Annotated in this window: 17 protein-coding genes and 4 pseudogenes; 2 read left to right on the forward strand and 19 right to left on the reverse strand. The window is 46.6% G+C overall.

The window, feature by feature from the left end; genetic code table 11:
- Positions 1–185 precede the first annotated feature (185 nt).
- The gene (locus DW830_RS12425) at positions 186–437 is read left to right on the forward strand and encodes an Rpn family recombination-promoting nuclease/putative transposase (RefSeq protein ID WP_233544520.1); all 252 of its coding nucleotides are present in this window, start codon (positions 186–188) and stop codon (positions 435–437) included.
- A 149-nt stretch (positions 438–586) separates the two neighbouring features.
- Here DW830_RS12425 and DW830_RS12430 read toward each other — a convergent pair whose 3' ends face one another.
- From DW830_RS12430 to DW830_RS12520, 19 genes and pseudogenes are all read right to left on the reverse strand, one after another.
- Positions 587–1,483: a YitT family protein gene (locus DW830_RS12430; RefSeq protein ID WP_117663965.1), complete on the reverse strand. Its 897-nt coding sequence runs from the start codon at positions 1,481–1,483 to the stop codon at positions 587–589.
- Between the two features lie 39 nt (positions 1,484–1,522).
- Positions 1,523–1,708: a DUF4250 domain-containing protein gene (locus tag DW830_RS12435; protein WP_117663964.1), complete on the reverse strand. Its 186-nt coding sequence runs from the start codon at positions 1,706–1,708 to the stop codon at positions 1,523–1,525.
- A 135-nt stretch (positions 1,709–1,843) separates the two neighbouring features.
- Positions 1,844–3,295, reverse strand: a complete 1,452-nt coding sequence (locus tag DW830_RS12440) for an NADH-quinone oxidoreductase subunit N (protein ID WP_119250123.1) — start codon at positions 3,293–3,295, stop codon at positions 1,844–1,846.
- Between the two features lie 15 nt (positions 3,296–3,310).
- Positions 3,311–4,810 (reverse strand): NuoM family protein, encoded by a 1,500-nt coding sequence (locus DW830_RS12445; protein ID WP_117663962.1) that lies wholly within the window; start codon positions 4,808–4,810, stop codon positions 3,311–3,313.
- A gap of 33 nt (positions 4,811–4,843) precedes the next feature.
- Positions 4,844–6,799, reverse strand: a complete 1,956-nt coding sequence (gene nuoL, locus DW830_RS12450) for an NADH-quinone oxidoreductase subunit L (protein ID WP_119250124.1) — start codon at positions 6,797–6,799, stop codon at positions 4,844–4,846.
- Between the two features lie 6 nt (positions 6,800–6,805).
- A complete protein-coding gene (nuoK, locus tag DW830_RS12455; RefSeq protein ID WP_117663960.1) occupies positions 6,806–7,114 on the reverse strand; it encodes an NADH-quinone oxidoreductase subunit NuoK in 309 nt (102 codons plus the stop codon).
- Positions 7,111–7,637: pseudogene (locus DW830_RS12460) on the reverse strand (NADH-quinone oxidoreductase subunit J). The gene nuoK and the pseudogene DW830_RS12460 overlap by 4 nt, the downstream one beginning before the upstream one ends.
- A gap of 15 nt (positions 7,638–7,652) precedes the next feature.
- Positions 7,653–8,182 (reverse strand): annotated as a pseudogene (locus tag DW830_RS12465) (NuoI/complex I 23 kDa subunit family protein).
- Between the two features lie 34 nt (positions 8,183–8,216).
- A complete protein-coding gene (gene nuoH / locus DW830_RS12470) occupies positions 8,217–9,302 on the reverse strand; it encodes an NADH-quinone oxidoreductase subunit NuoH (protein ID WP_119250125.1) in 1,086 nt (361 codons plus the stop codon).
- Between the two features lie 2 nt (positions 9,303–9,304).
- A complete protein-coding gene (locus tag DW830_RS12475; RefSeq protein ID WP_119250126.1) occupies positions 9,305–10,876 on the reverse strand; it encodes an NADH-quinone oxidoreductase subunit C in 1,572 nt (523 codons plus the stop codon).
- Positions 10,877–10,895: 19 nt separating this feature from the next.
- A pseudogene (locus DW830_RS12480) lies at positions 10,896–11,620 on the reverse strand (NADH-quinone oxidoreductase subunit B).
- Complete coding sequence (locus DW830_RS12485; protein ID WP_089542947.1) at positions 11,611–11,961, reverse strand: NADH-quinone oxidoreductase subunit A; 351 nt, start codon at positions 11,959–11,961, stop codon at positions 11,611–11,613. Before DW830_RS12485 ends, DW830_RS12480 begins: the two are co-directional and overlap by 10 nt.
- Positions 11,962–12,206: 245 nt before the next feature.
- Entirely contained in the window at positions 12,207–12,821 is a 615-nt protein-coding gene (locus DW830_RS12490; protein WP_089542948.1) for a deoxynucleoside kinase, read from the reverse strand.
- A 26-nt stretch (positions 12,822–12,847) separates the two neighbouring features.
- Positions 12,848–13,465 carry a deoxynucleoside kinase gene (locus DW830_RS12495; RefSeq protein WP_119250127.1) on the reverse strand — a complete coding sequence of 206 codons (618 nt, stop codon included), beginning with the start codon at positions 13,463–13,465 and terminating at the stop codon, positions 12,848–12,850.
- Positions 13,466–13,715: 250 nt separating this feature from the next.
- Entirely contained in the window at positions 13,716–14,897 is a 1,182-nt protein-coding gene (locus tag DW830_RS12500) for an AGE family epimerase/isomerase (RefSeq protein WP_199656139.1), read from the reverse strand.
- A gap of 4 nt (positions 14,898–14,901) precedes the next feature.
- A pseudogene (locus DW830_RS12505) lies at positions 14,902–16,244 on the reverse strand (MFS transporter).
- Positions 16,245–16,362: 118 nt separating this feature from the next.
- On the reverse strand, positions 16,363–17,535 hold the full coding sequence (locus DW830_RS12510; RefSeq protein WP_119250128.1) for a glycosidase: 1,173 nt from the start codon (positions 17,533–17,535) through the stop codon (positions 16,363–16,365).
- Between the two features lie 83 nt (positions 17,536–17,618).
- Positions 17,619–18,761, reverse strand: a complete 1,143-nt coding sequence (locus DW830_RS12515; RefSeq protein ID WP_233544521.1) for a glycoside hydrolase family 26 protein — start codon at positions 18,759–18,761, stop codon at positions 17,619–17,621.
- A gap of 22 nt (positions 18,762–18,783) precedes the next feature.
- Complete coding sequence (locus DW830_RS12520) at positions 18,784–20,073, reverse strand: acetylxylan esterase (protein ID WP_233544522.1); 1,290 nt, start codon at positions 20,071–20,073, stop codon at positions 18,784–18,786.
- A 428-nt stretch (positions 20,074–20,501) separates the two neighbouring features.
- Between DW830_RS12520 and DW830_RS12525 the strand changes: the two genes are divergently transcribed.
- The coding region (locus tag DW830_RS12525; RefSeq protein WP_158573497.1) for a transposase at positions 20,502–21,888 on the forward strand (1,387 nt) is incomplete at its 3' end.

The raw sequence follows: 21,888 nt of genomic DNA on the forward strand, positions 1-21,888 counted from the left end.
TCAGTTCTTCCAGCAAACTGCTTTGGAACCTGAACGAAGTTGGGATTCTTGCTGCTGTTGTTGACATAATCATTAATATTTTAAATTAGTTCTGCAAATATACATCAAATCCCTGACAACACAAAGTTTTTTTGTGATTTTAACACATAATATTCCCCCAACCTGCAAACTGCGGGCTGGGGGGTATGAAACAGGTAGAAGAAAGATACATCAGCTTGCTGTGCGACAAGGTATTCGACCGTCTCTTTGAGGAAGCCGAGATTGCCAAGTTCACACCTCAGGAAATGAGGGAGTATGAAGCAAGTAAGATGGCATACCGGGATATCAAGAACTCCATTGATACGGCGAAGCAAGAAGGTCTTGCAGAGGGTATGGAAAAATATGGAGAAAGGTATGAACCAGAAAGCCCTGGATATTGCCAGGAACATGCTTGCTGATAGCGTTGACATCAATCTGATCATGAAGTATTCCGGTCTTACCCAGGAGCAGATAGAAAAATTGAAATAAGATATTATCTCAGAGGTAACAGATAAGAAATCCCCCATCCTATTTTCGCAAGCAGGATGGGGGATATTTTATTAACGGATTAAACTCCGTGCTCTTTCTTTGCCTTATATTTGAATTCATCAAATCCATTACCATATACGCCAATCACTGCGCTCTGGCTGACGAAGGCGTGTGGATCAATCTCTGATATCATGCGGAAGATGATGGGTGCCTGGCGCTGCTTGGCAAGCACGAACAGCATCTTCACATCCTGACCGGAATAGAAACCTGAGGCATTCACCACCGTAACTCCTCGCTCGGCATCCACATTGATGCGCTTGCCTATCTCCTCATACTTCTGGGAGATAATGAAGAACTGCACACTCCTGCGGCGACTGTTTACCACCTGGTCGATGCAGAATCCCTGCACGCAAAGTACCACATAACCATAGAAGATCTTCTCGATGTCGTGGACTACCAGATAACTGGAAGTGATGATGACGATATCGCAAATCATAATCACTCTACCGAGAGATATGTCACGGTACTTGTTGACAATGGCTGCAATGATATCCGTACCACCCGTACTGCCTCCTACCGAGAAACCTAAACCAATACCGCAGCCGCAGAATACGGCTCCCAGAAAGGCTGACCACAATGGCTGGTCGTGAAGCAACTCTGGTATCACGAGATAGCCTGAAGAGATAAGGGAGGTCAATGCAGTGACAATAGCTACAGCATAGACGGTTTTAAGACAGAATTTAAATCCCAGGATTTTCAATCCCGCCAACAGCAGGGCGCCATTGGCAATCAAATAAGGAATTTGAACCGGACAGCCTGTAGCCCAATAGATGATACTGGCCACACCAGGCAATCCACTTGCCGTTACGTTAATCGGCAATAAGAACACATTCCATCCGATACAATAGGAAATCATTCCTATCGCAATCATCACGTAATCTTGTACTGATTTCCACAAGGGTCGAGGTGAATTCATTGTTTTTAATTAATAGTTTATAATTGATAATGTTTGGTTTTACCAGAATTTATGCTGCGCTTCTGACCACTCAAAGCCCTGAGTAGCCACTTTCGCCTCTAAGGCAGCGCGATTTACATTAAAGTGATTACAAATCTCATCGAGTGTATCAAACTCGTGGTCACGAAGCAGGAAGTTGATAGCACTTACCAGCATCGGAACATCATTCATCGGTAACTTATCCATTTTTTATAATGTTTAATATTTACTTGAGGCACCATGCCTCTTTCGGGGTGCAAAGGTACAGCTATTTTTAGACAAAACAAAAAAAAATCCCGGCAATCTTTACCGATTGCCGGGATTTTATAAATTATTGATTATTTATGCATTCGCTGCCACTGAAATCCAGTCGAATACGAATGAGCAAATACCGAATGCTACGATACCTACCGTGCAGATAGCAAGCGCCAACTTGGTTGAGCATGCGCTCTGGAAAGTAGGAAGCGGATTGTCGCTATGCTTGATGAACATTGCCTTCACGATGAGCAGATAGTAGTACAAGCTCAATACAGTGTTAACCAAGGCAATGAATACGACGCCGTATGCCCATCCACCGAGGGTGGTATAGATATCAGCTCCCTGTACCGCTGCCATGAACACGAAGAACTTAGAGAACATACCTGCAAATGGAGGAATACCACCCAATGAGAACAACGCCAAAGTCATCAGGAATGCCAGACGTGGATTGGTCTTGTACAAACCATTGTAGCTGTCCATCTGAACAGTGCCGTTGTTGTGCTCCTCGATAGAAGCAATGATGGCAAAGACGCTCAGGTTGGCTACTACGTAAATCAATACATAGTAAGTCAGGGCTGTAACGCTCATCGCTGAGTTGCCTACCACTGCCAGCATGATGTAACCTGCCTGAGAAATAGAAGAGAATGCCATGAAACGCTTCAGGTCGCTCTGACGGATGGCAAACAGGTTGGCGATAGTGATAGAAAGTACAATCACGATGTAGAGCAATACGGTCCAGTACTCTACCATTGGCTGGAACACCTTCATGAGGATGGCGCAGAGTGTGAACGCTGCAGCACCCTTAGATACTACTGACAGATAACCTGTAACAGTAGTTGGTGCACCCTGGTATGAATCGGCTGTCCAGAAGTGGAAAGGAACCAAGGAAATCTTAAAGCCCAAACCACTGAAGAAGAATACCATACCAGCGATGGTCAATGGAGACGCAGTGATGACGTTAGCCATATCCTCGAAGTACAAAGTACCGCAAGCTGCATAAAGCAGAGAGATACCGTAGATCATCACACCGCTAGAGAAAGTAGCGGTCAAAACGAACTTGGCACCTGCCTCAGCAGAATTGTGACGGTACTTATCGAATGCTACCAAGCAAGCCATTGGCACGGATGCCATTTCGAGGCCGAGGAAGAACAGGAGGAAGTGGTTGGCACTTACCATCATGTTCATACCGAGCAAGGTAGAGATAATCAACATATAGAACTCACCCTCCTTGAAGGCTGTGTCCTCACGGCTCAACCACTCCTTGGCCTGTACCATCACGATGAGGGTACCCAAAGCCAGGATAGTCTTCAAGACACCGGCAGCAGGACCCGTGGTGTACATGCCGCCAAATGCCTCTGCGGCTTCTGTAGGGTAGATGTTGAAACAGATGTGAGTCAGCATCAAGAGACATACCAGAGGATTGAACCACTTACGGTCTGCGCTCTTGGAACTGCAGAAGTCAGCAATAAAAGTGATCAACAGAACTACCATCAAGGAAGCTTCTGGAAACATATTTAAAAATTGACTGTAATTCATTTCTTCTGATATTTATTACATGATTACACTAAAGATAGGACCTACAGCGTCCATGATAATCTCCTCTGCCCAGAGTGGGAACATACCGAGACCTGCAACGCAGGCGATAAGACCTGCTACAGCGATACGCTCGTCCCAGGTAGCATCGTGGAGCTTCTCCAACTTTGGATTAGGAACCTTCTGATAAAGGATTTTACCAACACAACGCAGGATGTAAACCGCTGTTACTACGATGGAAGTACATGCGATGATGGTACATACGCGATGGAATGTATCTGCATTCTGGAAAGAACCTACGAAGATGGTCATCTCGGCTACGAAACCTGAGAAACCTGGCAAACCGAGGTTAGCCAAACCAGCTACCGCATAACCTACAGAAAGGAATGGGATGATCTTCATCAAACCACCCAGGTAACGTACGTCACGTGTACCAGCCTGATGGTAAATCATACCGATAACGGCGAAGAAGAGGGCGGTCATCAAACCGTGAGACAACATCTGGAGGATTGCACCAGTAGCAGCTGTCTCAGTCATCATACAGAGAGCGAAGAGCACCATACCACAGTGAGATACTGATGAGTAAGCGTTGATGTACTTCAAGTCGGTCTGTACACAAGCTGACAAAGCACCATATACGATAGAGATGGTAGTCAGCACGAGGAATACCTTGATCCAGAATCCGTGAGTAGCAGCTGGCAAGAGGAACATGGCGATACGGAAGCAACCGTAACCACCGAGCTTCATCAATACACCGGCGTGCAACATAGATACAGCTGTAGGCGCACTTGCGTGACCGTCAGGAGACCATGTATGGAATGGGAACAGCGCACCGAGGATACCGAAACCGATGAAGAGCAATGGGAAGAACACGTTCTGCACGCTCTCTGGGATAGCATGGGCACCATTGGTATGGTGAGCGATATCCAGGATTTCGAAGGTCTGAGCACCACTGTAGAAGTAGATACCCAGGATACCGATGATGAGGAGTGCAGAACCACCCATCAACATCAAGGTCAACTTCATGGCAGAATACTCCTTCGCACCACTACCCCATACACCGATCAAGAGGTACATAGGAATCAGCGCTACCTCATAGAACATGAACATGGTGAACATGTCGATAGAGATGAAGAAGCCATATACACCGATGCTCAGGAGTGTGAACCAGAGGAAGTATTCCTTCTTCATTGGCTCCATCTGCCAGGAAGCAAATGTACCTGTGAACACGATGATGGATGTCAAGAGAATCATCACCACTGAGATACCATCCACACCGAGTGAATAGTTGATGTGCAATGGTTCAAACCAAGGCACACAGTAGGTGAAGAGCATCGGAGCTTGGTCGGCTGGCATTGTCTCACGAGCTTCGAGAAATGCAAACACCAAATAGATGGAGAGTGCGAGCAATACGCTGGCACCGGCTACCATCACACCACGAACCTGCTTATCGTTGCGAGCCAACCAGAGGCCGAGCAACATCAGGAGTGGTACTATGACGAATATACTTAAATTCATTTCTTTTCTATTTACTTAATTGTGAGACATTCATTAAAGAAGAGCGAGCAGACACAGGGTCAATGCCACGGTACCGGTGAGGAACCAGATAGCATAGCTGCGAACATCACCACTCTGCCATGGACGGATAGTCTCGCCTGCCTCCTGTGCACCCCAAGCCATGAAGTTGAAGGTACCATCGATGACACGACGGTCGAACCATGCGATTGGCTTTGAGAACAGACCGAAGACAATCTTGTGAGTGAAGAACTGCCAAGCATCGTCGATATAGAAACGGTTCAAGGCTGCCTTGTGCAACTTAGGCATCTTCTTAGCCAAAGCGTCTGCCAATGGAGTCTTCTTAGGAGCATACATGTAAGTAGCCAGACCAATACCGATGATTGCAACAATCACAGATGTAGTTGCCACGCTCATGTCGATATGGATATCGTAGCTCTGACCTGTAGCAGATACGAAGTGACCGAAAGGAATCAGACCGCAGAGGCAAGAGATGATGGCGAGGAATACCAATGGACCCCACATCACGAATGGAACCTCCTGTGGCTTGCGACGGTTCTCTGGATCCAGCTCATAGTAGCTCTGTCCCCAGAAGATCACGTAGTAGAGACGGAACATATAGAATGCTGTCATACCGGCAACTACTGTCATGAACCAACCCATGAATGGTGAGAACTGGAAGCATGCTGAGATAATCTCATCCTTTGACCAGAAACCTGCGAATGGAGGAATACCTGCAATCGCCAAGCAACCGATGAGGAAGCAGATGTTGGTAATAGGCATGTACTTGTGCAGACCGCCCATGTACTCCTTGAAGTTGCTGCCGATGATGACGATGATGGCACCAGAGCAGAGGAAGAGCAATGCCTTGAACATAGCGTGGGTAAACAGGTGGAAGATACCAGCCATGTAACCCAAACCACCGTGGTGGTTATCTACAGCAAAGCAGACACCGAGTGCTACGAGCATGTAGGCAATCTGAGAAATAGTAGAGAAAGCCAGACCACGCTTGATATCACGCTGGCAGCAAGCTACGGCTGCTGCATAGAATGCGGTGAAGGCTGCAATGTAAGCTACATAGTGCAATGCCTCAGGAGCATACTGTACCCAGATTGGGAAGAGGCTGGCTACCTGATATACACCGGCTACAACCATGGTAGCGGCGTGGATCAACGCAGAAACAGGGGTTGGACCCTCCATCGCATCTGGCAACCAGATGTGCAATGGGAACATCGCACTCTTACCGGCACCACCGATGAACATGAGGAACAACGCTGTTGGCATGACCCAAGCTGCACCTGCCAAAGCTGAGTTGAGCTCTGGCTGAGCATTCAAGTCGTAGTTGAAGGTTCCTACATAGAAGCTGTAGAACAGGATACCAATCAAGAAGAAGAGGTCAGCGAAACGGGTAACGATGAACGCCTTCTTGCTGGCATGAACTGCAGCATGCTTTGGATAGTAGAAACCGATGAGCAGGTATGAGCACACACCCACCAACTCCCAGAAAAGATACATCTGGAAGATGTTGGTAGCTACTACCAAGCCCAACATAGACATGGTGAAGAGGCTCAGGTAAGCGTAGAAACGCTGCATACCCTTCTCATATTCCTCAACCTTGTAGTTCTCATCACGCTCTGCCATGTAGCCGAAGCTGTAGATGTGAACCATGAAGCTGACGGTGGTAATCACGATGAGCATCAATACGGAGATTGGGCTCAGGCGGAAACCGATGTTGAAGGTGAGCAACTCAGTAAACTTCAACCATGTGAAATTAAATACGGTAACAGTTGGGTACATACCTGTAGAGGCATCACGACCCACTGCAAAGAAGTACTCGTATGCTGTATAGACAGACATGGCGAATACACAGCCCATCAATACGGTACCGATGAGTGCTGCTACCGGTCTTTTCATCTTCATACCCACAAGTCCCAGAACCAGGAAGCTCAGGAATGGCAGAAGAAGTATCAAAAATGCATAATTGTATTCCATTGTCTTTTAGAATTTCATGTTTTCAATACTGTTCACCTGGTCACTGTGATAGTTGCGGTAAACGTTGATAATAATAGCGAGCGCTACGGCTGTCTCGGCTGCTGCTACTCCGATAGAGAACAATGTGAAGAAGAAACCTTCCAACTGTCCTGGGAAGAGGATGCGGTTGAACACAGCGAAGTTCAAATCGGCTGCATTCAATACAAGCTCTACGGAGATGAGCATGGCTACGAGGTTACGGCGTGTACAGAAGCCATAGACTCCGATGAAGAACAAGAGTGCTGAGAGCACGAAGAAATATTGTACTGGAATCATTTCTTATCCTCCTTTCTTGCGATTAAGATACCACCGATGATACATGCCAACAGGAATACGGAGATGAACTCGAATGGCAATACATAGCCATACTTGTCTGCACCTACCAGGCAGAACCTACCTGCTCCATTGGCACCTCGGTGTCGGCTACAGTTGCAGCCATATCAATAAAGTGATTCTTCAACACGATGACTGCCAAGGTGACGAAACCTACGAGGCAGACAAGTGCGCGGCCCAAGATCTTGCTACCCTTGACATGCTCCAGGAGACCCTGAAGGGTACGCTTGGATACCAACTGGATAGCGAAGACGTAGAGGATGGTGATACCGCCGGCATATACGGAAATCTGAGCAGCACCCAGATAGGTATAGTCGAGCAGGAAGAACATACCTGCAATACCGAAGAGCACGAACAACAGGAAGGTTGCCGCACGCATGATACGCTTGGTAGCTACGCACATGATGGCTGAGCCAAGGATGACTACTGCCAAGATGACGAACATAAATAAATTAGCTGTTATCATTGTCTAATGTCCTCCTTACTTAGTCTTGGTGTTAAACTTACCGATTTCCAATGGCGCACCACCCTCGATGAGGTTTGGAAGCTACCGCCCTTATATACCTCCTTGTCAAGGTGCATCACCAACTTGTTGCGGTCGAAGACTGCATTCTCGAAATCGTTGACAAACTTGATTGCACCGAAGTTACATGCGTTGACACAGAGCTCGCAGAACATGCAGTCGCCCAAGTCGTACTGGTAATCCACCAACTTGCGCTTCTTCTTGCCTGTCTCTGGATCCTCTACCATCTCGGTCTGAATCTTGATGGTATCGTTAGGGCATGACTTCTCACACAATGTACAACCCACACACTTGTAAGCCTCGTTCTCATCACGAACAAAGACCAGGCGTCCACGGAAACGTGGAGAGATGTGGAGTGTAGTCTTGCGGTTCTCAGGATACTGCTCTGTGCTCTTTGGTGTGAAGTACTCCTTCATGGTGACCTTCATACCAGTAGCGAGGGTCTTCAAACCCGCTGCAATACCGCCGAAATATGAATTGTTAGACATACTTTCTTATTATTATAATAATGTGTATTAAAGATTATCCGTGGATTCCGAATGCTACGCATACTGTCATCAAGATCAGGATGACCAGTGACAATGGCATCAGATACTTCCACTCCAACTTCAGGATCTGGTCGATACGCAGACGTGGGAAGGTCCAGCGTACCCACATCAGGAGCCATACCACCGCGAAGGTCTTACCGAAGAACCAGATGAAACCTGGGATGAGGTTCATCAGATTGTCGAAGCCCTCGATACCGATGTTCAATGGCGCCCAACCACCGAGGAATACGGTAGAAGCGATACCAGAAATCACAAAGAGGTTGAGGTACTCAGCCAGGTAGTAGAAACCGAAGCCCATACCTGAATACTCAGTGTGGTAACCTGCGGTCAACTCACTCTCAGCCTCAGCCAAGTCGAAAGGACCACGGTTAGCCTCAGCATTACCTGCTACGAGGAATACGAGGAAAGCCAGAATAGCTGGCACATGACCCTTGATAATCAACCAGTTCCAAGCACCAGTCTGAGCCTCAACAATACCGCTTACCTGCATGGTTCCGGTGAGGATTACTGCAGAAATCAAACAGAGGCAGAGAGACATCTCGTAAGAAATCATCTGTACGGCACCACGCATGGCAGAAACCACAGAGTACTTGTTGTTAGATGCCCAACCGGCGAGGAATACACCCAAGACACCGATAGAACTTACGGCTGTGATGAGGAATACACCTACGTTGAAGTCGAGAATATGAGCTCCCTTGTTCCATGGAAGGAATGAGAAAGTACCTACAGAGGCAATGATCACGAGGAATGGTGCCATGTAGTAGAGCAGCTTGTCGGCTCTATCCACGGCGAAGATCTCCTTGATCAACATCTTGAGCACGTCGGCGAATACCTGGAAGATACCCCAAGGACCTACACGCATAGGGCCAAGACGGCACTGGAAGTAGGCACACACCTTACGCTCCATGAAGATAAGTACGATAGCGATGAGGGCGTATGCTGTCAAAATGCAGATACCCACGAGCACGCACTCAATCAGAATCGACAGGAAGTCGCCCAAACCCAAGGTCTGGCGAAGCAGATTGTCGATGAATGTTGTTACTATACTAAAATCAAACATAATTATCTATCAATATCAGGGATTACGAAATCGATTGCTGCACCTGTAGTGATGAGGTCGGCGATCTTCTGTCCACGAAGCATTGGGTCGAGCGCACCTGTCAAAGACAAGCCCATCGGACGCATCTTCATACGGTATGGACTCTTGTCACCCTTTGAGTCGAGATATACACCAAACTCGCCGCTGGCACCCTCTACAGAGAAGTACCACTGTCCCTCTGGAACCTTGATGATTGGCTTCTGCTTGATGTAGTACTCACCCTCTGGAATGTTGTCGATCAACTGCTCGATGATGTCCAAGCTCTGATACAACTCCTGGATGTGTACATAGTAACGATCCATTGAATCGCAACCGGTAAGGGTGATTTCCTTCCACTCTACCTTGTCGTACATATCGTATGGATGACGCTTGCGGGTATCGTTCTTCCAACCTGATGCACGACCAGCAGGACCGGTTACGGCATAGTTGATACAATCCTCAAGATTCATTGGTCCTACGCCTTCGAGACGGTTGTGAGTAATCACGTTGTCGCCGAATACGTCGAGGTACTCCTGAATCATCGGACGGAGATACTTGCAGAGGGTCTTCACATTCTGAACGAAGTTAGGGTCAATGTCTGCCTGAAGGCCACCGATACGGTAGTAGTTCTGGATCAGACGGCCACCAGTGGTCTCCTCCATGACGTTCAATACGTGCTCACGGTCGCGCATGCAATAGAGGAATGCGGTCAAGGCACCCAAGTCCTGTGCGGTACAGCCGAGATAGAGCAAGTGAGAGTCGATACGCTGCAACTCATCCATGATGGTACGGATGTAGCGGATACGGTCTGAGAGTTCGATACCCATAGCCTCTTCGATAACGCCTACCAAAGCGTGGCGGTGCATCATCGCAGAAAGATAGTTCAGACGGTCGGTCAATGCCAAGGTCTGAGGATAGGTCATGCTCTCCCACATCTTCTCGATACCACGGTGGATATAACCGAGGTGTGGATAGATGCGCTTCACGGTCTCACCATCGATAACGGTCTGCAGACGGAGCACACCGTGGGTAGATGGGTGGTTAGGACCGATGTTGACAACATACTCATCCTCGTCGAAGCGACGCTTCTCTGTAGCAACCAAGTGACCATCCTCGCTCAGGGAGTACTCCATGGTGAAGTCATCCTCTGGCTCATCAGTACAAGGGAACTTGTTTGCCTCAGGACTCATATCGAAGTCCTTGCGCAATGGATAGCCCTGGAAATCTGTGCGGAGGAAGAGACGGCGCATGTCTGGGTGACCCAAGAACTTGATGCCCACGAAATCGAATACCTCACGCTCCAGGAGGTCAGCCACCTTCCAAAGGTTAATAACTGTAGGAATCACATCACTGCCATCCACCTTCTTGGCGATGGTCTTTACCGAGCAGCGCTCGCTGGTCTGAGTATTCTCGAGAATATAGATACATCCGAGACCTTCCTCACCGAAGTCTTCACCGATGATGGTAACAAGGTAGTCGAAATGCTTCTCGTTCTTCAACTTCGCCATTTCTGAGGCGAAATTATCAAAACTCAATTCAATATTATTCAGTTTCATGTTCTTATACCTTATTATATTAATCAGTTAGACCTTTCTGAGGGTCGAAATCCTCAGGTACTTCAGTTACGATGATAGGCTCCTTGTGTCCGAGCTTCTCGCTGTCAGAGAGGTTCTCGTTGCTCAAGCCGCGAAGACCACCCTTACTCATAGAGAGATCCTTCTCATCCTGAGTCATCTTGTGGTTAGCACCACCGAAGAATTTCTCAACCTTTACCTTACGCTGCAACTGCATCATACCATAAAGGATAGCCTCAGGGCGTGGAGGACATCCAGGGATATAAACATCCACAGGAACCAACTCGCTGATACCACGAACCACATTGTAGCTCTTCTTGAACGGACCACCAGAGATGGCGCATCCACCAACAGCTACCACATACTTAGGCTCAGCCATTTCATCATACAAACGCTTGAACACTGGTGCCATCTTATTGGTGATAGTACCGGCACACATGATCAAGTCAGCCTGGCGTGGAGAGTTACGGGTTACCTCGAAACCGAAACGGGAGAAGTCGTAACGCGCACAACCTACAGCCATGAACTCGATACCACAGCAAGAAGTACCGAGGTCAAAGACCAGAGTGAGTTACTACGTCCCCAGTTGATGGCAGCATCGAGAGAACCGACTACCACGTTAGCACCACCCTCATTGAGCTCCTGCGCAATCTTTTCGAGGGTATCATTGTCCTTAAACTCGTCGTAAGGAATACTCTTGATAGAGGCTCTTTTGTTTACTTCCATTCCAATGCTCCTTTCCGCCAAGCGTATGCAAGGCCAAATACCAATACCAACAGGAAGAACCCGATGCTCACGAGAGCCATTGGTCCAAACTGCTTAACTACAACTGCCCATGGGTAAAGCATTACAGTCTCGATGTCAAACATCAGGAAAAGGATGGCGAAGAGATAGTAGCCGATGTGTGATGGCAACCAAGAGCTGCCACGTGTCGGAATACCACACTCAAAAGGTTCACCCTTTACCGGATTGTATGAACGAGGACCGATCAACTTTGCGATGACATAAGCAGCCACCACCAAGGTTACAGCCGTCAGCAAAACGGTGATAAATAGTGTAAAGTTCATAAAAATTGTTATAACGTTATTTTTGTCTAATTGCTTCTAAGCGGCTGCAAAGGTAGCAAATATTTCTGAAAGAATATAATTTTTAATGTTAAATGTTAAATATCGGGCAAAAAAAGGGTTATTAGATGCTAAAATAGGTTGTATCGGGCATGTATCCGACTGTAATGGATACATATTCGCCAGTGGCGGACAGGCATCCGACACTGCGAATATACGATGTTTCTGTTATAGAATAAGCCTAACTGTTATTTGAATAAGCCAAACAGTTCGGCATCGATGAGATCGGTAACCTTTCGGAAATCCTCAGGATTATCAGCAAACTCCAAGGTATCGCCATCGATGATGATGAGTCGGCCCTTGTAATCCTTGATCCATTCCTCGTAACGGTTGTTCAAGCCCTGGAGATAGTCGATGCGGATGCTCTTCTCGAAATCACGGCCACGCTTCTCGATGTGCTTCACGAGGGTCGGGATACTGCTCTTGATGTAAATCATCAGGTCTGGAAGCTTCACCAGACTGATCATCAAATCGAAGAGATCGGTATAGTTCTTGAAATCCCTGTCGCTCATCATGCCGATATCGTGAAGATTTGGGGCAAAGATGCGCGCATCCTCGAAGATAGTTCTATCCTGCACGATGGTCTGCTCCGAACGGGAAATCTCCACCACATCGTGGAATCGCTTGTTCAGAAAGTAAATCTGAAGATTGAACGACCATCGCTCCATATCCTTGTAATAATCGGCAAGGTATGGATTGTTATCTACTGGCTCGAAGTTTGCCTTCCAGCCATATCTCTTGGCAAGCATCTTGGTCAAGGTAGTCTTGCCGCTTCCTATATTTCCAGCTATTGCTATATGCATTTTATTACTTTTTTACGTTTTTACTTTTAAGAGAAGAAGCCGAAGAGCTTGGCATCTATCTTGTCGATGATATCTCCAAACTGCTTGGGATTATGCTCGAAGTCGAGGTTATCCACCTCTACTACCAGAACCCTACCCTTATACTTGTTCATGATGAAATCATCGTAGAGAAGATTGATTCCCTCAAGATAATCGATAGGCATCTTCTGCTCGTAATCACGGCCTCGTTTCTGAATATTCTTCACAAGATGAGGAACAGAAGAACGGAGATAGATCATCAGTCCCGGCATCTCCACCACTTCCATCATCGACTCGAAGAGTTCCATATAGGTATCGAAGTCGCGCTGGTCCATATTACCCATCTTTCTATTATTGGCTGCAAAGACATACACGCCCTCAAAGATGGTACGATCCTGAATGACTGTCTCCTTACAATGCTGAATCTCAAGCAGATTCTTGAATCGCTGCTTCAGATAGAAGACCTCCATATTGAGAGCCCATCGGGGGATGTCCTTGTAATAGTCATCGATGTAGGGATTCTCTGCCACTGGCTCCAAGTACTGTTTCCAGCCGTAATGCTTGGAGAGCATCTTGGTAAGCGTGGTCTTTCCACTACCGATATTTCCTGCTACTGCTATGTACATTTTTTCTTATATTGAGTATTGAATCTTGAATATAAAATGAGACTGGCTCCAGGCAAGTCCCAATTCTAAAGACTGCAAATATACAATATTTATTCGGAATAAACAAAAAAAGTCTCACAGTTTTCACAAATTACGCAAATTATTCTCCGGAAAGAAGAAAAACCGCATAATCCGCGAAAGCTGCAAGACTCAACCTAACAATCAACTACACCTATGAATATTCTAATTCAAGTTTAGCAAGTTCAGTATTCTAATATTCACGCTCTATCAGTTCGAGACACATTCTAGAGTTGTGATAAGGGCACTTCCAGAAGCCCGCCTTATCATCTTCCTTATTCACCGTACCATCTTCGAGGATAGCCCAATGCCACTCTCCGTTCTGCAGATCCAGGAGATGCTTTGCCACATAGTTCCAGCAACGAATGGCCACTTCGAGATTCTCATCCGTACGGAAATACTGATAGAGATCGATATGTCCGATGATATTCTCACACTGTACCCACCACTGGCGCTGGAGATCAAACCGATCACCATCCTTCCAATGCTCATATACCATACTTCCATCAGGACGCAAGCCCTCATCAGCAGCATCGGCAATGCGGCGGATGATACGCTCTATCTTATGGAGCACTTCCTTATCGCCCAAGACGAGCGCAGTTTCGTGGAGCAGCCAGGATGCCTCGATATCGTGACCGTAACTCTCGATGTTTCGCTTACCTTCCCACTCATCATTGAAGAAGAGGTCGAGATGATAGGTCTCCTGATTGAGCAACTTATCGGTAAAGATATCCAGGAGATTGCGGATGCTCTTTTCCAACTCTTCGGTCTTCCACACACGATATAGATTGGTATAAGGCTCAATGATATGCAGATGGGTATTCATGGTACGCGAGCCATTCTCATCCTTATCAGAGAGTCGCATGTCTGCGATAGGCTGCCATTCACGAGTCAACGCCTCAATATATCCATTGTTCTTGGCATCGAAGGCATGCTTTTCGATGTCGTGATAAAGCGAGATGGCAATACCCAGCGCTTCCTTGTCACCTGTAGCACGCGCATACTCAGAGAATCCGTAGATGGCAAAGCCAATGGCATAGGTCTGCTTCTTGGTATCAAGCGGATTGCCCTTGTAATCCACGCTCCAGTAGATGCCGCCATATTCCTTATCCAGGAAATGATCACGCACATATTCCTTGGCACGGGTTGCTGCCTCCAGATACTCTGGCTTCTTCAAGACCCGGTAGGCTGCAGAAAAAGCCCACAGGATACGGGCATTCATTACTGCACCTTTCTCGGCTTCAGGGTGTACCTGGTCGTTGCCATCGACACGTCCATAGAAACCGCCATTCTCTTCATCCTTTACCTTGTGAATCCAATAGTTGAGGATGTTGTTTTCCAATACATCCTTCATTGTTTTTTTCAGATTTTCCATATCTTTACTTTTTTATAGGGAACTTCCAAGCAAGAACCATCAGCAGGAATGCGATGAATGCTGGGAAAAGACTGAACAAAGACCACACCATGGTGAGCACAGAATCGGTGACACTGGCTGGATCTATCATGGTATTACCCATCTTGTCGGTAATCATATTGGCACCCGCCCAACCCAGGAAAAGGGCGATGAGCGAACCGGAAATGGCGGTACCAAACTTCTGACTCATCGTACCTGAGGAGAAGATGAGACCTGTAGCTGAGGTTCCGAAATGATCGGTATGATAATCGGCTACATCGGCATACATAGACCACAACAGTGGTGAATAGATACCGATACCTACAGAGGTCAACACCACGAGGGCAATCATCACCCAGATATAGGCAGGATTCATCGGGATAAAGAAGAACGCCAATGAAAGTATCAGACAGAGGGTTGCTGCCCAGAAGAATGCCATCCGCTTGCTGCCTACTACACGGGTGAACCAAGGAGATACTCCTCCGAAAATCATACAGGTTACCTCACCGAACGCCATGAACACCGTGTAGTTGATGATCAATCCCTCGATGGTGACATTGCCATGCAGACAGTAATCGAACATATAACCCGCTACTGCATAGCGGAAACCATTGAAAAAGTTAGTACATACAGCAATGGCGGTCATATAGAGCCAAGCCTTGTTGTGTACCAGGTCGGCAAACTGGTGGAAGGAGAACTTCTCTGCTCTCTTCGGCTTCAGCCGCTCCTTGGTAAGAAGACCGCAAGCCAGGGTCATCACGGCTGCAACGACACCCAGGATGGCACCGATAACGGCATACTGATGGGTAGCAGTACCGCCCACCATCTTCTGAAGATATGGGAAAGAGAGCAATGTGGCGAATCCCATCGCATAGGCACCCACCATACGGAGGACGAGAACTGGTTCTTCTCGTCATCATCCTCGGTCATCACACCGAGCAGGGAACCATAAGGTACATTCACCATCGTATATATCGCCATCATCAGAAGATAGAGGGCATAGGCATAGATACGCTTGCCCACCGGACCGAAATCTGGCGTATAGAGCAGGAGCGCGAAAACCAATCCGAAAGGAACGGCTCCATAAATCAACCAGGGACGATAGGTACCGAAGCGGCTCTGTGTACGGTCGGCAAGACTACCCATCAGAGGGTCGGTCACCACATCAAACATACGAGCCACCAACATCAGCACGGCAGCATCGGCAAAAGAGAGTCCGAAGACATTGGTAAAAAACAGAGGGAAAGCGATAGACATCACCTTCCAAACGATACCGCCGGCAGCGGCATCGCCCAAAGCATAAGCAACTTTTTCCTTTAAACTAGCCATTTTTACTTTGAACTTTGAATTTTGAACATTGAACTTTACGAAAAAGGGATTCCGCCCTCGTCCATATTAAGAATACGGACAAAGGTTGAGAATCCCTACAATCTTAATACCTTTATACTTATTTACCTAATGTCTTTTTATTTTTAGCCACCAAGTCCTTGATCTTCTCTACAGAGAACTGAGTGCGATAGTCATCCTTTGGAGTATTCATGCAGTAATCTACCAAACGGTCGATGGTAGAGGTAGCTACATGCATACGCGTATCAGAAGAAGCGTAGTAGATAAATACCTTGCCATCCTCATCTGCAATCCAACCGTTGGTGAACACTACGTTCATCACATCACCAATATATTCAGGTCCCTCTGGCACGAGGAGGTATCCACCTGGTTCTGCAATGACCTCTGTAGGATCCTCAAGAGAGGTCATATACATATAGAGTACATATCGGAGACCGCTGGCACAGCCACGAACACCGTGAGCGAGATGCAACCAGCCCTTGTCGGTCTTGATAGGATGAGGTCCCTCACCATTCTTCACCTCCTGGATAGTGTGGTAGTGACGGGCATTGATGATCTTCTCTTCCTTGATCTCTGCATGGGTGATGTCATCTACCAATGCCCAACCGATACCACCACCAGAACCTGTATCGATGAATCCATCCTGTGGACGGGTATAGAAAGCATATTTGCCATCTACAAACTCTGGATGAAGAACCACATTGCGCTGCTGACTCTTGGTCTTCAGGTCTGGAAGACGCTCCCAGTTTACCAGGTCCTTGGTACGTGCGATAGCTGCAGTAGCTGTAGCTGCACTCAGGTCACCAGGCTGATCATCATCGTGGCGCTCAGCACAGAACACACCATAGATATAGCCATCCTCATGAGCGGTGAGTCGCATATCATAGATATTGGTAGCAGGAATCACATCCTCCGGCATGGTGATAGGTTCATCCCAGAAGCGGAAGTTATCGATACCGTTAGGACTCTCAGCTACTGCGAAGAAGCTCTTGCGGTCGGCACCCTCCACACGTACAACGAGGAGATACTTGCCGTTCCACTTGATAGCACCAGAGTTCAGCGTAGCATTCATCATAATGCGCTGCATCAGATATGGGTTGCTCTTCTCATCGAAATCGTAACGCCACTCCAGTGGAGTATGTTCTGCAGTGAGGATAGGATTCTTATATTTCTCGTAGATACCGTTGCCCCACTCTACCGGTTCATTCTTGCGGCTCAACAATTCCTCGTGATGAGCACGGAGAGCCTTCACTTTGTCTTGAAATGTAGTCATAATATTTTTTACTTTGAACTTTAAACTTTGAACTTTGAACTTTATGATTAGTAAAGACTATTGAATTCTTCACTCTTCGTTCTTCACTTAACTTTCTTGATGTCTTTAACAAAAAGGACTTTCTTTTCGTTCTTGAATGCCTTGAAGTCGTTTACGATGTCTCCATCTCCTACTCCTGGCAGGTAAGCTTCTTCCTGAGGCTTGTCCCAGGCATTGCGCCAGAAGAGCACATAGCTTACCTGATACTTCTGGAGTACAGGCCAGAGGGTCTTCGTAAACCAGTCTTTCTTCTGAGAGATTCCCCGGCAACCGGTTTCGGTGAGGGCAGGAATCTTACCCACCTTCTTTGCCGCTGCCAGCATGACATCCAGGCTGGCAGAGAGATTCTGCTGATAGGCAGCATCATCGTTATCAAACTCATAGATATCGATGCCCACCATATCTACATACTGTTCTCCTGGGAAACGCTCCAAGAAAGCTTCGACGGTCTTCTCGCTTCCGAGATTTGGCGACCACGCCCAAACGATGTTGCTGCACCCTGCTTTAGTAAGTCTGTGATAGGTATTTGCATAAAGTTGGTTGTATTGTGCAGGTGTGCAACTGTTGGCGCCCCACCAGAACCATCCGCCATTCATTTCATGCCATGGTCGGAAGATTACAGGAATGAGTTTGCCGTCATTAGTCTTGAGAGAAAGGATGAAGTCTGATACTTTTTTGATCCAGAAGTCAAATTTCTGCTGCTGTGCACCTCCATCCAGGACGGCAGCCACAGCATCTCCCTTCGGATCCCAGGCATTCTCGCCTGTTGCCGGATTCCAAGGATGCCAACTCAAGGTAACGATTCCACCTCTTTTATACTGAGCGATGATTTCCTGGCGCATTCTGTCGAACGGAACACCATCCAGGTTCTCCTTGCTGTCGAGTTCTATCTTACCCAGATCGAATCCCATTACTGCGGGATAATCACCTGTAGTAAGAAGTACATCGCTCTTTCCAAGGTCCCATTTCCAAGTGGTACCATACACAGGGTCATCCTGATGACCCAGCATAATACCCTTGTTTAATATTTTCTGCAGTCGAATTTTCAGTTGTTCAGCTGGTGTTTTGCAGCAAACCTTTTTGTCTTTGCTGCAAGATGTACCTGCAGTCTGAACAGAAGCACCAGTGACACCATCCACCTGTGCCATAGCTCCCTGCATAGCCAGCAGACAAACAGCACTGATCAATATTCTTTTTCCTAACATAAATTTATTTAGTTAATTGTTGAATAATCCAAGCCTGCCATTCATCCCATTGCTCCTGATACCAGTAATGACCGGTCATTTGGTAGAGACTCAGAGTCTTTGGCGCTTTCACACTATTATATAATCCATAAGAAGAAGTTGGTGGAACCACCTCATCATTATATCCGAAACTATACCAGCCAGGAACGGTGATGCGACGGGCAAAGTTGACGCCATCGTAATAGCGGGCACCTTCCAATCTAGCCTTTTCCAGTTCGGTGAGCTTAGTCTCCTTCCAGGCAGCGCCCAGAGCTTTGTTCTCCTTATAGAAGTAGTGAGGCCAACCGCCTGCAGCTCCATGGATTTCAGCCTCATAATCACACATGGCATCATGCACAGGAGCCAGGAACGTGATGCGCTTATCGAGTGCAGCCACAGCTATAGAGAGGAATCCTCCCTGCGAAGAACCCGTCACGCCGATGGTCTTGCCATCCCATTCTGGAAGCGCTGCGATGAAATCCACTCCACGCACAGCTCCGGTGATGACTCTCTTATAAGAGTTACGGTCAGGATTTTCGAGATTGGTATCCCAATAGCCGTTCAGTTCACCATTCAGAAGATCATCATACACCTTCTGTTCCATCGTAACAGGAATGCCATGAATACCGATTTCCAAAACGATACACTTGGATGGTGCGGTATAGGTATCACCAGCATAAGGACGCACACCCGCACCCGGCACTCGGAGCAAAGCTGGATATTTGCCTTCCTTTACCGGAACACTCAGGATGCCATACATCTTAGAGCCCCACCGGTTATTATTATAACTGATCTCATATACATTCTTATCTTGAGTACAGCGCTCTGGAAGCAACACCTTGGTGATATTCAGATCAGTCTGGCGAGCCTCATCCAATGCTTTCTTCCAAAAAGCATCAAAATTTTTCGGTTCCTGGGCATAAGGCTGAATCTTTTCTGGAGAGAAGCCAGCGGTGCAGAGTCCTTCGTAATCCTTTCCATCCACATGAGCGATAACCTTGAATCGGTAGAAGCCCGGCTTATTCAAGCTTCCGCTCCATTTCATCACACCATCCTTGAGGGTGGTACTTTTCTTCACATCCGGAAACATGGCAGGACCAGCCTCATAATTTACCTTCACATTGTTCAAAAGAGTACCACTCTTTCTAACATTCACTGTAAAGTTGGCTTTCTCACCCACCTTGTAGTTCCAGTCCTGGTGATCAGGAGTCACACTCACTACGATATTATAGCCTTTGATTTGCGCGCTCAGCCCGAGAGAGCCGAGCGCACTCATCAGAACACCTATAATTATTAACCTATAAACCTTCTGCATTTCGTTCTAATTGTTTTTATCGTTTATAAATGTTAGTTATTGCTTATTCGTAACTGTTATTGTTCACCCAAAATCCTCTCAATAGGATTATTAAGTTTTACGGTTGCAAAGTTAGCACTATTTTCTGAATAACCCTTGTACTTTTTTGCTTAATAAACGTACTATCACGGCAAAACGAAAAAAAATCAATATTTAATATAAGGCAATAAGTATATGACATCGCGAATTCAACAACAAGTAAAACAAATGGGGGAGGCCGTCCGAAAACTTAATTAGGGAAGCAAACAACTGAATTGAGCATTTTTCTTTTGCTCTTTATAGTTAATTAACCTCGTATCTTCTTGATTCTCAATTATTTTATGTATTTTTGTAGTAAAAACAAGAAAGATATGGCATATAAAAAAGGTCAAGATAGACGACAGAGGGTTCTTTTCCCTGATTGCATTGACGAGTATGTAGAGGCTGACGCCCCTGTTCGCTTGTTCGATGCTTTTGTCGATAATCTCAAAATGAATGAACTGGGATTCGTCCGCAGTACTCCTGCAGAGACTGGTACTCCTGGATATGATCCTCGCGATCTCCTCAAACTCTATATTTATGGTTACTTCTATCAGGTACGTTCCTCTCGCAAACTTGCTCGTGAGTGCAAGTGTAACGTAGAGGTAATGTGGCTGCTCAACAAGCTGACTCCTGACTTTCGTACAATCTCCGATTTCCGCAAGGACAACAAGAAGGCTATTACTAAAGTTTTTAAAGAGTTCAACAAGTTTTGTATGGGACTGAAGCTCTTTTCCAAGTCGTACATCTCTATTGATGGAAGCAAGTTTAAGGCTGTAAATGCTAAAGACAACAACCTTACTCTAAGCAAACTCGATGACCGAATCAAGCGTCTTGATGAACATATTTCAATCTATATGGAAGAACTTGAAGCATACGATCATGAGGAAGGACGCAAGCTCTCTAAAGATGAGTTGCAACGTAAGCTTGATGTTTGCAAGGAACGCAAGGATCGTTATGAAGGATACCGTGATACACTTGAGAAAAGCGGTGAAAGCCAGATTTCCTTAACCGATCCTGATTCCCGACTAATGAAAGCCAACGAAGGCTTTTGTGTCGGTTATAATGTGCAAACAGCAGTTGATGCGGAGAGCCATATGATAGCAGGCTTCCTGGTAACCAACAGTCCAACAGACCATGGTCAGCTTACAAGCGTAGCATCTGAGGTGAAAGCCGATTATGGTGTTGACGTTCTTGAATCAACTGCAGACAAGGGGTACGAGTGTCCCGAGGATCATGCAGATGCATTGGCTAATGGTATCGTACCAAATGTTATCCAACGTGATGGCAGCTGCGCGGAGCAGGTTCAGTTTGACTATAACGAAGCTACCATAACTGACGAACAAAAGTCAAGTACTAATCCAGAAGATTTGAAGGCATGTCTTGAAGCTGCTGTCATACCGGAAGCCTACAAGGATTTTTTAACCGATGCACAGATTGTAGAGGTCAAGGAGTACACTTCTGATGTAGCAGAGTCTGCTGTACTGAAGATGACTCCCGAGCAGATGCGTGCCAAGGCTCTTGAAGGATACTTCGTGAGGGATGCCGAACGCAATCTTGTCTATTGTCCGCAAGGAGAAATCCTGAGGCAGAAGTCTATCAAAAGAAATGGTATGATCCGCTACTGCAACAAGCTTGCATGTAAAAAATGCAAGTGCAAGTGTACCATCCAGAAGTTCAAGGAGGCAGACTTCAACAAAGACACCTTGATAAAGGCAA

The organism is Prevotella sp. AM34-19LB (genome assembly GCF_003468525.1).
GTDB lineage: Bacteria > Bacteroidota > Bacteroidia > Bacteroidales > Bacteroidaceae > Prevotella.